Raw genomic sequence first — 11,228 nt, 5'->3', positions numbered from 1 at the left:
GCGATCGGAGGCATGCGCGATAAACTGCTGCAGGCAACGGCGGAACGCTTCAGTACCGTGGCGGACGGCAAGGCAATCTTGATGGCGGCCAGCACGCCTGTGTTTCATGTGAACAGCGCTGGCGCCGGCGCGCCCGCATCGATCGCCATCACGGCCACGCCGGTGAATGTCGTGGGCGACATCGTCTTTTCGGTGTCGGCTGGCACCGCGTTGCGCATCGACGGCAACGTGGCCACCGTCGATTTTGCCTCGATGACCACCGACACCGCTCTGGTGCAGGCGCGTATCCGCGAATTCGGCGTCGACTACATTGCCAACTACGTGATCAGCAAGGTCTTTGATGGCGCCGCTGGCAATAGCGGGCTGGCCGGGCTGAATACGGGCCAAGCCTTCGCCTACAAGCGCGCTGCCGCCGTGCCCACGGATTCTCCTGGCGACGTGATCTTCACGTTTGCCACGGCGGCCATCACGACGCCGGCCGGCAATGACCTGGCCAATGGCTGGTCGAAAAATATTCCGGCCGGCACGGCGCCGCTGTATGTGCGCGTGGCCGCCGCCAGCTCCCGCAACGCTGCCGACGAGATCGCTGCCAATGAGTGGTCTGCTGCCGTGCAGTTGGCCAAGGATGGTGCAGACGGCCTGAACGTGGCGGCCGTGCGCATCTACCAGCGCGGCGCGACCAGCATTGCGCCGGCGCTGCCGTCGGCCGCGTGCACCTTTACGTTTGCCAGCGGCGCGCTGGCTGGCCTGAACAATGGCTGGTCGGCGCAGGTGCCGACGGCAGGCGGTACCTACCTGTTCACGTCGGCCGCCACGGCCGCATCGCGTGGCGCCACCGACGATATTGCCCCAGGTGAATGGGCGGCCGCGACGCGCCTGGCTGCCGACGGCGCCGCCGGCCAGCGCGGCACGGTCACAGTCACGGCGCCCGGCTATTCGACCTGGTCGGATGCCTCGGCCGTGTACGAGCTGGGCCGTGCAGGTTATGGCGCGCCGATCAACCGCGACGTGGTCACGCTGTACGACGCCACGCATGCGGTAACGAAATTCTATGTTGATGGCGCCTGGCTCGAACTGGGCACGGTGCTGAATGGCAACTTGCTGGTTGACGGCACAGTGGCGGCCAAGGCGCTGAATGCCGACAAGCTCTCCGCTATCAAAGCTATTCTCGGTGATGTGACGGCTGGCACGATCGGTAGTTCCGTGATTTATGGCGGGCCTGGTTATCCTACCCCTTCCTATAGCTGGCCGATGGGTACCGGAGGCGGCAAGGGTTTTCACTTGAGCGCTGTGGGTTTGCTGATGGGCGACTACAACGGCGGCGCGCCCGGTGCACAGTATTTGGCTGTTACTGCGGACGGTGCCATATCGGCGCCAGGATTTACGATTGCCGGGGGCAAGGCCAATTTTTCTGGCAACGTTGTTTCGGGTGTCGGTTCCGGTTTTCGCGTTGAAATGGGGCCTGATGATCCGGTATATGCCATGTGGGCTGGCGCCGGCACAAAAAACGACACGAATGCCATTTTTTACCTGAAACGGTCGGGCGCAGGCTATTTTGGCGGTTCCCTGTCTGCCGGCACGCTAAAGACCGCAGTTACAAACCCGACGTTCGGGGCCGCTCAAAGCGTCATCACCGGCCCGTTCGGCAGCAACGGCGGCGCCATCACAGTGGTCGGCAGTGTGAACATGTACTCCACACAGACTTCCCATAACTACAATTTTAGTGCCGGGGCGGGCGCTACCGGATGTGCCTTTACATTGTTCCGGAAGCTGGGCGATAACGGTGCCGAGACTGCGGTCCACACGTTCTATTTGGGCGGAAGCATATCGTTCGATAACTATAACTCGTTCGAGGATCTGTCGAGCGGCACGATTTCGCTCAATGGTGCGTTCACCTTCCTTGACCCTGTGAAAAGCACGCTACCGCGCACCTACCGGCTCGCTGCGGCCATTACCTATCAGGAGTTCACGTTGAAACGCAAGATCGGTGCGCCGATCGATATGGACACGGGCGGCTCGTACGATCAACGATTGACGATAGTGACAACGGAATAAAATGCCAAATCTACGCATCATTTACGACAACGCTGCTGATCGGGCAGTGCTGGCGGCATCGAGCCAGGCCGGCGCGCTGGGGCCGGTCAACCTGCAGCGGGAGGGCAAGCACGACGTGCTGCGCTCGATCGGGCTGGCGTTGACGATTACGGCAATCTGGCCAACGTACGAAATCGTCGGCTGCGTGGCCCTGCCATTTTGCAACCTGACGCCGACGGCAACGATCCGTGTGCGTGGTTATGTTGAGCCAGACGATAACGTGCCCGACTTCGATACGGGTGCCGTGCCGGCCTGCGAGTACGCCAGCGTGGGCATGTGGGACTGGGGCGCGTTGCCGCTGGGTGTGAATGCCTTCAGCTATGGCGGTGGCACCTATGCGCGCTGCTGGTTCCAGATGGTCGACGTCAAAAAGCTGATCATCGAACTGGACGATCCGGACAACCCCGCCGGCTACATCGAGGCGGCACGCCTGGTAACGGGTCCCTACTGGAGTCCGGAAGTGAACGCCTCGTATGGTGCAGGCGTCACTTCGGTCGACACCAGCACCCTGAACAGGGACGGCGCCGGCGGCCAGACAGTGGCGCGTGGCGCAATGTACCGCAAGCTGTCGCTGGCCCTCGACAACATGACACCGCTGGATCGGGCCGAAGTGTGGCGCATCGTGCGCGGCAACGGCCTGTCGCGGCCGCTGCTGGTCAGCCTGTATCCAGACGATGAAGACGGTCAGCTGGAGCAGGCGCACCAAGTGTATGGGCGCCTGGCATCCAACGCCGCCATCACCACGCCGTATTACCAGGCATATGCCACCAACATCGACATCGAGGAACTGTAATGGGTGATTTTTTTTACTATGGCCAGAAAAACGTGATTCGCCGGCTGAATGAACTGGCAGGACGTGGTGCCGTGGTGGCATCGTACGCTCCCAAGGTCGGCATGTCACCTTTGGGTGGGCCAAACGGCTACATGGACCCGAAGTGGCTTGACCCCAGCATACCGATCGTCACGACCTGGCCTCTTGGAGTGCACACCACCAATAAGTTTGGCTACTCCTTTCTGCAGGGCGGTCAAGGGCAGCGCCTGTATAAGATTGCTACTATGGCTGCGACAGGGGGCAGTACATTCGCCTCGTTGCGTATTGATGCTGTGCTGGGCGGCTGGGGCGCTGCCACTTTAACTGCCATGACTATTGTCATCGGTAGTCGTGTCGATGACGGTGGTGGCGTCAGCGTAGATTGGTCTTCTAGCCGCTGGATTCCTTCTGACTCTCGTTTTCTAGCGTATCAGGAAACTGACGGGAGAATCTCGGTCTATCTGTTCTTCGCTGCGGGCAGTTTCGCTCAAGCAGCATTCAATATGCTTGGCCTGCAGACTGTCACCTACGCGACTCCCGCAGAAGTGAGCAGCGCTTCTGGCACTCTTGTATGGAATAGCGCCGCGCTTCCGAGTACAGCAGGCTATGCCTCTCCGCGTTCCTGCGGTATGGGCGCCCAAGCTGGAGCGTCGACTGGCACTAGCTTTGACACTGTAGTAGAAGTCCGTTCTGCGGATGCCCGGGCGACGGTGGCAACTTCTGCGCTGTACGGGGCATGGAAGGAGAATTCCATGACAGCGAGCTCGTCGGCCTCCGTCCTGTGCATGGGCATCTCGGCTAACGCCGGCGTCAGCTACGCAGGCTGCTTCAACTGGTTCACGTCTGTAGGCGCGGCAGGCAGCCCCTTCACGCAAGGGTACAAGTTGACGCTGAACGCCCTCGACCTGGGATCGAATAACCTGACAGCGCCGCTGTTTTCAGTGACGGGTACAGGTGCGGTCTACATTCCTGCGCTTAAAGCAGGCTCTTCTGACACATCTCTACGTCACCATATTTCCCGAGGTACTGCTCAGAGTGAAGAGATTTTATATATTGGTATAGACGGGGCTACTGCGCCTAGTGTTGGTGTTTTGGCTTCGGATGGTACTTTCTCGTGGGCTGCACCTACGTCTGTGCTGTATGTTGGCAAGAATAGCGTAACTGGTCGCAGTATTGCTGCAGGGGGCACCATTACCGGCCAAGGCAGCGACATGGCGGAGTATTTTTGGAAATGTCCCTCGTGTGCCTCCGTTACTGCCGGGCAGATCATCGGCATCAATAACAAAAATCAGGTGACTGATGTTTGGGCTGACGCTGTCATGTTCGCCATCAAGTCCACTGATCCTTCATTTGTCGGCGGTGACACCTGGTCGAAAGACATTGGCCCTCGCCCCTCTGCTAAGGCTGGTGCGGAACCGGTGAAGCCAGTTCGCATCTCTGACGAAATGGGCGAGGAATCTGTGCCTGGAAGCAACCCCACCGAGCATATCGAGGTGGGGCTCAAGCGAGGCGATACAGACGAAGAGTGGGCAGCCAAAATGGCGGACTACAACGTTGCGATCGCGTCCTGGCATGCCGCCGTAATCCAAGACAACGCCAATATGGATGTCTTCGACGCCGCGCTCGAAGTTGAGCGCCAGAAGGTCGACCGCATCGCCATCGCCGGTCGCGTGCCGGTCAATGTGCTGGGCGCCCAGCCGGGCGATTACATCGTGCCGGTCCAGGATGGTGCCGGCATCAAGGGGATTGCCATCCGCCAGGCTGATCTTTCCCATTTGCAGTACCTGCAGGCCGTTGGCCGCGTGATCTCGATTGAACCCGACGGCAGGGCTTATGTGATGGTCAAGGTCGTGTAGCAAAACAGCATTCACCACAAACCCGCTTCGGCGGGTTTTTTCATTTCCCCCACCTGAAAGGCATTACATGGCCATCGAAACAACCGCCGCCGGCGGCGCACTGATCAAAATTTTTGGTATCCCGGTCCTGGCCGGCGCTGCCGCAACCTCATTGGGATTCATGTTCATGTGGCCAAAAACTGCCAAGGAAGCGGGCGTGCGCTTCTTCGTCACCATTCTCTTTTCCGCCTTGATGGGCCCGGCCCTGGTCGTGGTCGTGCGGAACTGGATGCCGGGCCTGTTCGATAGCGCGCGCGCTGTCGCCGTACTTTACGGCAGCGACCCGGCACTGGGCTTCCTGTTCATCGCCGCGCCGCTGATGGTGGCGGCCGGCTTGCCCGCCTGGTGGGTACTGGGCGCCACGGTGCGCTGGCTCGACAAGCGCCGCGACAAGGACATCGGCGAGCTGGTTCACGACGCTGCCGCTATCGTGCGGGACGTGCGAGGTGGCCAGTGAGCGCCGTCACGCTGGGCCAGCTGCTGGCCATCCTGCCCAATTCGCGCCCGCGCGCGGCCACGTTCCTGGCGCCGCTGAATGCGGCCATGGTGGAATTCGGCATCACGACGCCCGCGCGCCAGGCTTCGTTCCTGGCTCAAGTTGGGCACGAGTCCGGGAGCTTGGTGTATGTGCGCGAGCTGGCCAGCGGCCAGGCGTACGAAGGGCGCACGGACCTGGGCAACGTGCGCGCGGGCGACGGTGTGCGCTTCAAGGGCCGTGGCCTGCTGCAGGTGACAGGTCGCGCCAACTACGCGGCCTGTGGTATCGCGCTGGGCCTGGACCTGCTGGCCAAGCCAGAGCTGTTGGAGCAAACGGTGAATGCTTGCCGCTCGGCCGGTTGGTTCTGGCAGGCGCGCGGAATCAACGCCTTGGCTGATGCTGGCGACCAGGTGAAGGTGTCCCGGCGTGTCAACGGCGGCACAAATGGCCTGGCCGAGCGCCTTGCGCTGTTCGCTGTGGCCAAACGGGTGCTGGCGTGAGCACGCTGCTCAGGCTGGCGGACAAGGTGCCCGGCTGGCTGTATGGCGGATTGTTGGTGTGCGTGGTGGCCGGCGCCGGCATGCTGTACCAGCGCGCGCTGGGTAATGCCCAGGGTAGGGCGGCGGTGCACGCGCTGTCGGACGCCGACAAGAAAGCCCGCGCGGTAGTCGAAACGAAGGCGGTGGCGCAGCGCGCAGCCGAGAACCTAGCCCAAGCCCGACAACAGGCTGCCAAAGCGGCAGCCATCACGAAAGTCTACGATGACGAAATCAACGATGTGCGCGCTCGTCTTGCTGCTGCTGAGCGCATGCGCAAGCCCGCCTTCTGTGCAAGTGGTGGACCTGCCGCCCCGGCCAGTCGCAGTGGCGCCGAAGGAGGCGCTGCAGCCGATCCCTCCGGCGGGCTACTTCCTGACGCGGTGGCGCGAGATATTCAAGCCTTGATTTTGCGTACCGAGGAAGTTGCAGCGACAGGGCGCGCATGTCAGGCTTTTGTACGTAACAACGGTTTGGACCGGTGAGCGGTAGTGGCCGGACTCAAAAACCGAACACAGAACGCTATCATCTTGTAAGTCAGTCTAGAGCTTGGTTAGCTTGTAAGACTCCTCGCTGGGCGGAACAAGCGAACTTATTACACCTGTGTGCATGAGCTGGTACGCCAAAGCCGACGCTTCGATTCTTGCGCCGCGCTCTGTCTTAAATGTTGTAGGTGTTGGAATTTCAACGACTGGTACGTATGCGATGTTCTTATAGGACGTGACCAGAAATACGCCTCGAAATTCGTCAGTTGCAGTCTTATAGGCGGCTAGATGATACCCGTAGTCAAGTAAATTATGTACTTGAGGCGACTCGAGGAAGTTGCTCATTGGAACGCTAATCGCCACATTCTTGTAGGAGAAGCTTGAATTATAGGCTGATTTGTTTCACAAGCAACTAGGTATTTGGACGGTAAGGTGATTTGATGAAAGGAACTTGGAGAATAAACGAACGCCACCTGTCTGAGGACAAACGAAGGCAGTCAGTACTTGGAGCGCTAGGTGCGGCCGTTAGTCACCTAGGATAGTACTATAGAGAGAAGGTAGTTCGTAGCTCAAATGGGGGCGCACACTTTGCTTTTCCTATAGTAGAGGTAAAAATGCGATGTTTACGCTCGAGCCGCTGGTCAAGGAGGCCCCTCCTTGACACAGCGCTCCTAGGCCTCCGGGACTAAGCGTTTGCCTTGATGTCGGCGGGAAGTAACACATCTATCGCCCGCTTGTTTATAAGTTCATAGGCCAGTGCAGAGGCTTCTATTTTTGCCGCTGTATGCTTTTTGAACGTGGTTGCTGTAGTAATTTCTACGGATGGGGTGTAAGTATTTTCGCCGTATGCCAGCATGATGATGATGCCTTGGTGCTCGCCAGAAGAGACTATGCGGGAAAGAATCTGATAGCTATAGCCGTGGTAAAGATGTATGTACGAGGTGTCCATCGATTTCCTAAAAAACCCTCCATTTAAAATCTAGCTCTAACAAAGAGGCTGTTTTCAGTATAGGCAGTTCACAAGCAGCAGTAGAATATATTTCAATCGAACACGAAGAGCGAACGCCACCTGTGGTCGGCCGCGCTCACGATAGAAATGACGCTCGACAAAGAGCTCAAGGAGGCGAATCCGGTATGCTCACGATCCCTTGGAAAGCTGACTTCACTTTCATATTGGGGGGCACATTTGACGTTACCTGCTACAGCAGAAGGTTGCGAGCTGCTTGCTTGGCCTGCTGCCAATGATATGAGTTAGCTCGCCTTCCGCGCAAGCGCTGGACTTGCTGATCTTGGCGCTGCAATTGATCTTGAAGGAATGTGTAACTTCAAGATACGCACCAGTCGCCTTCATTTATATATAAAAATTATTGCGGGTAGGGAAAATGTATTGCAGTAATTACATGTTTGCTGACTATACTCCCGGCAGTAAAGAGCAGATCGAAGACCTTTTCGGCATTCGATCTCCCCAACTGGACATACCGCCAGAGGTATGGCCAGGGTCCATGGCGCCCATCCTGCGCGAGTCCCATAACTGCCCAGGTGGCCTAGAAATAGCGCGGTCACTGTTCGGTATTGTTCCCCCATGGGCAGACCGCAGTTTCGCTCTACAGACTTACAATGCACGCGTGGAAACGATAGAGAGCGAACCATCTTTCCGCAACACCTGGATGCGTAGGCAGTTTTGTATCATCCCGGCCGCTAATTTCTTCGAATTTAGTTTTGAAACCGGTAAGCCTGTGCGCTGGCGTATCGAGCGTGCCGACGGCGGTCCGGTGGCCATTGCCGGGATATGGGAGTACCGCCCGGCGGATCAGCTGCTGTCGTTCTCGATGCTGACGATCAACGCCGATGGGCTCCCGCTAATGCAGCGCTTCCACAAGCCTCATGATGAAAAGCGAATGGTGATGATCCTGGACCCTGACCAGTATCAACGCTGGCTGGACGGCTCGCTGGCGTCCGAGGAGGACGCTTATCGGCAGTATCCAGCTGAACTGCTTGTCGCGCAGCCCGACCCTATGCAACCGAGAACGAGGGCGAAAGTGCCGGCGCCGGTCGCGCCAGCGGAGCAGGGCGGCCTCTTCTAGTTACAAATTTCGCCTTCTGGTTTCCCTTGTCTGGCAATATACTGTGTTTTTGTACAGTATTTTTGTGGTGAATGATGAAAGTTTGGGCATCAAGGCGGCGAGTGGATGGGGCGGTGCTGGCAGCCCTTGCCCCGGTAGTAGAAGGCGTCATACTGCTCGAACTGTTGGTGGTCGACGTAACGCTGGAGGGGAATCGGCGTCCTTCAAAAGTGGCACGCCTGCAGACGATAGGTGCGCCGCGGATTCTGGCGCAGCTGACCAAGCCCAAACTGGTGCGGGTTCAAGGATGGAATATGGTGCTCAGCGGCATTGAGGCAACGAGGGATGAGTCTGGCCACACCCGCGAGGTCGCCCAAACTTGGGTGTGCAAGCTGTACGTACCTGAAAACGCTATCGGATTCCGTGCCAGGGAACTGTATCGATCCGGAGTGGCGCTACCGAAAAAGCTTGCGCGTGAGAGCGGTGGCTCGCCCGGGCTGCTGGCGGTAGCTGACGAGTACTCAAATGTGCTTCAGCGCCACGCCACGTGCGCTGAGCTGCGCGGCCATCAGATTTCCACATTTCCGGAGGGCCGCCTGATTGACTGTTATATCGAGTGGATGTCGGAAGAGTCGTTCGAGCTGGGCGGCCTGCAGTTGCGCTCGAGTTTCGAGAGCTGTCCGGAGCAGCTGCAGCGCGGCGGGTGGCTGGTCGGCATCGACCTGAAAGAACGCGAGCTGACGAAGAGCGAGGGGCGCATGCTGCGATAAAGTTACTCTAGCACGTCTTTTAGGCCTATACCACCTTTCATGCAATGATTGCCCGATAACGCCCAGCCTGCAACGCGCTGCTGCTGGTCGACTAGAAAGGTGACTTTGCATCCGGCCGCCGCGCTGCCATAGTTCAACTGCAGGTACTCGCCCTGGTGCACGTAACTGGCGTGTGTGCCGAAGCGGGCGGCGAGGGCGAAGCTGTCCAGGCCTATCAGTTCGTCGCCGCGGTGTTCGGCAATGTTGCCGGCAGTGCAGCTGGATAGTGCGGGCAAGATGAGAGTAGCCAGCGCGTGCTTCATTGTAATCTTTGCGTTTAGCGTTATGCTTACAGGATGGGTGGTCCTTTCCAGTATGTTGGACGTCCGCCGCCTGCACCTTACGCGGCGTCAGGCAAGGCCTGGAATGTCGTTATAACCGGCAAATCTCAGGGCGAAATTTGGGCGAAAACGTAGACATTTCCAGACTTTTCCAGACTTTTAAGGAAGAGCCAAAACGGCATTCCCACTATGTCTACAGTGGTTTGCGAATGTTTAAGACAGGAATCAAGAATTTCTGTATAATCTGCTTTTGCGCCAATAGGAAATGCTATGCGTCTACTTCAAAAAGCACTCACATTCGATGACGTGCTGCTCGTCCCAGCCTACTCCAACGTTCTGCCCGCCGATACGTCCCTCAAAACTCGCCTGACCCGCAACATCACCCTGAATATTCCTTTGCTGTCCGCAGCCATGGATACGGTGACGGAAGCCCGCCTCGCGATCGCGATGGCCCAGGAAGGCGGCATCGGTATCATTCACAAGAATTTGAATCCGAAAGACCAGGCACGTGAAGTGGCCCGCGTGAAGCGTTTCGAAGCCGGCGTGCTGCGCGACCCGATCACCATTCCGCCGGACATGAAAATCCGCGACGTGATCGCCTTGACGGAACAATACGGCATCAGCGGTTTCCCTGTCGTCAAGGGCAAGGAAGTGGTCGGCATCATTACCAACCGCGACTTGCGCTTTGAACAGGAACTCGACGCGGAAGCCTCCGCCAAGATGACCCCGCGCGAAAAACTCGTGATCGTCAACGAAGACGCCGACACGGCCGAAGCCAAGCGCCTGATGAACAAGCACCGCCTCGAGCGCGTGCTGGTCGTCAATGACGCCTTTGAACTGCGCGGCCTGATCACGGTCAAGGATATCCAGAAGTCGACTTCCCACCCGTTCGCGTCGAAAGACAGCCAGGGCAAACTGCTGGTCGGCGCCGCCGTCGGCGTGGGCGCCAAGGATGAAGAGCGCATCGACCTGCTGGTCGCTGCCGGCGTCGACGTGCTGGTGGTCGATACAGCCCACGGCCACTCGCAAGGCATCCTGGACCGCGTCAAGTGGATCAAGACCAAGTACCCGCAAGTGGAAGTCATCGGCGGCAATATTGCTACCGCTGCCGCCGCCAAGGCGCTGGTCGAATACGGCGCCGATGCGGTCAAGGTCGGCATCGGTCCTGGCTCGATTTGCACCACGCGTATCGTCGCCGGTGTGGGCGTGCCGCAAATTACGGCCATCTCGAATGTGGCCGAAGCGCTGGAAGGCACGGGCGTGCCATGCATCGCCGACGGCGGCATCCGCTTCTCGGGCGACATTTCCAAGGCACTGGCCGCTGGCGCCTCGACCGTGATGATGGGCTCCATGTTTGCCGGTACGGAAGAAGCGCCGGGCGAAGTGATCCTGTACCAGGGTCGCAGCTACAAGTCCTACCGCGGCATGGGTTCGCTGGGCGCCATGTCCGATGGTTCGGCAGACCGTTATTTCCAGGACGCCACCATGAAAGCCGACAAGTTCGTGCCTGAAGGTATCGAAGGCCGCGTCGCCTACAAGGGCAGCGTGCTGGCGATCATCTTCCAGCTGGTGGGCGGCGTGCGTCAATCGATGGGTTACTGCGGTTGCGCCACCATCGACGAACTGCGCGAGAAAGCGGAATTCGTGGAAATCACCTCGGCCGGCATGCGCGAGTCGCATGTCCATGATGTGCAGATCACGAAAGAAGCGCCAAACTACCGTTCCGAGTAAGCGTACTGGAGAAACTGTCCATGGCTGCGTTCCAGTGCCTCGCCG

Annotated in this window: 11 protein-coding genes; 9 read left to right on the top strand and 2 right to left on the bottom strand. The window is 58.8% G+C overall.

The features are described from left to right. Window positions 1-12: 12 nt before the first annotated feature. From ACZ92H_RS12845 to ACZ92H_RS12820, 6 genes are all read left to right on the top strand, one after another. Window positions 13-2,055 carry a hypothetical protein gene (locus ACZ92H_RS12845; RefSeq protein ID WP_465049652.1) on the top strand — a complete coding sequence of 681 codons (2,043 nt, stop codon included), beginning with the start codon at window positions 13-15 and terminating at the stop codon, window positions 2,053-2,055. Between the two features lies 1 nt (window position 2,056). Next, window positions 2,057-2,887, top strand: a complete 831-nt coding sequence (locus ACZ92H_RS12840; RefSeq protein WP_465049651.1) for a hypothetical protein — start codon at window positions 2,057-2,059, stop codon at window positions 2,885-2,887. Continuing rightward, window positions 2,887-4,761, top strand: coding sequence for a hypothetical protein (locus tag ACZ92H_RS12835; RefSeq protein ID WP_465049650.1), 1,875 nt, complete (start codon window positions 2,887-2,889; stop codon window positions 4,759-4,761). The genes ACZ92H_RS12840 and ACZ92H_RS12835 overlap by 1 nt, the downstream gene beginning before the upstream one ends. A gap of 67 nt (window positions 4,762-4,828) precedes the next feature. Further along, the gene (locus ACZ92H_RS12830; RefSeq protein WP_465049649.1) at window positions 4,829-5,257 is read left to right on the top strand and encodes a hypothetical protein; all 429 of its coding nucleotides are present in this window, start codon (window positions 4,829-4,831) and stop codon (window positions 5,255-5,257) included. Continuing rightward, window positions 5,254-5,778 (top strand): glycoside hydrolase family 19 protein, encoded by a 525-nt coding sequence (locus ACZ92H_RS12825; protein WP_465049648.1) that lies wholly within the window; start codon window positions 5,254-5,256, stop codon window positions 5,776-5,778. The genes ACZ92H_RS12830 and ACZ92H_RS12825 overlap by 4 nt, the downstream gene beginning before the upstream one ends. Then, a complete protein-coding gene (locus ACZ92H_RS12820) occupies window positions 5,775-6,299 on the top strand; it encodes a lysis system spanin subunit (RefSeq protein ID WP_465049647.1) in 525 nt (174 codons plus the stop codon). Before ACZ92H_RS12825 ends, ACZ92H_RS12820 begins: the two co-directional genes overlap by 4 nt. Window positions 6,300-6,984: 685 nt before the next feature. Here ACZ92H_RS12820 and ACZ92H_RS12815 read toward each other — a convergent pair. Next, on the bottom strand, window positions 6,985-7,248 hold the full coding sequence (locus ACZ92H_RS12815) for a hypothetical protein (protein WP_465049645.1): 264 nt from the start codon (window positions 7,246-7,248) through the stop codon (window positions 6,985-6,987). Between the two features lie 451 nt (window positions 7,249-7,699). Between ACZ92H_RS12815 and ACZ92H_RS12810 the strand changes: the two genes are divergently transcribed. Further along, on the top strand, window positions 7,700-8,383 hold the full coding sequence (locus ACZ92H_RS12810) for an SOS response-associated peptidase (protein WP_465049644.1): 684 nt from the start codon (window positions 7,700-7,702) through the stop codon (window positions 8,381-8,383). Between the two features lie 113 nt (window positions 8,384-8,496). Next, window positions 8,497-9,132, top strand: coding sequence for a hypothetical protein (locus tag ACZ92H_RS12805; RefSeq protein ID WP_465049643.1), 636 nt, complete (start codon window positions 8,497-8,499; stop codon window positions 9,130-9,132). A 2-nt stretch (window positions 9,133-9,134) separates the two neighbouring features. Here ACZ92H_RS12805 and ACZ92H_RS12800 read toward each other — a convergent pair whose 3' ends face one another. Beyond that, window positions 9,135-9,434 (bottom strand): hypothetical protein, encoded by a 300-nt coding sequence (locus ACZ92H_RS12800; protein ID WP_465049642.1) that lies wholly within the window; start codon window positions 9,432-9,434, stop codon window positions 9,135-9,137. Between the two features lie 288 nt (window positions 9,435-9,722). Here ACZ92H_RS12800 and guaB point away from each other — a divergent pair, with 288 nt between their 5' ends. Next, complete coding sequence (gene guaB, locus ACZ92H_RS12795) at window positions 9,723-11,183, top strand: IMP dehydrogenase (RefSeq protein WP_465049641.1); 1,461 nt, start codon at window positions 9,723-9,725, stop codon at window positions 11,181-11,183. Window positions 11,184-11,228 lie beyond the last annotated feature (45 nt).

Source organism: Janthinobacterium foliorum, assembly GCF_978021625.1.
The sequence above is the reverse complement of the archived record's forward strand: the minus strand, read 5'-3'. Positions and strand labels throughout refer to the sequence as shown.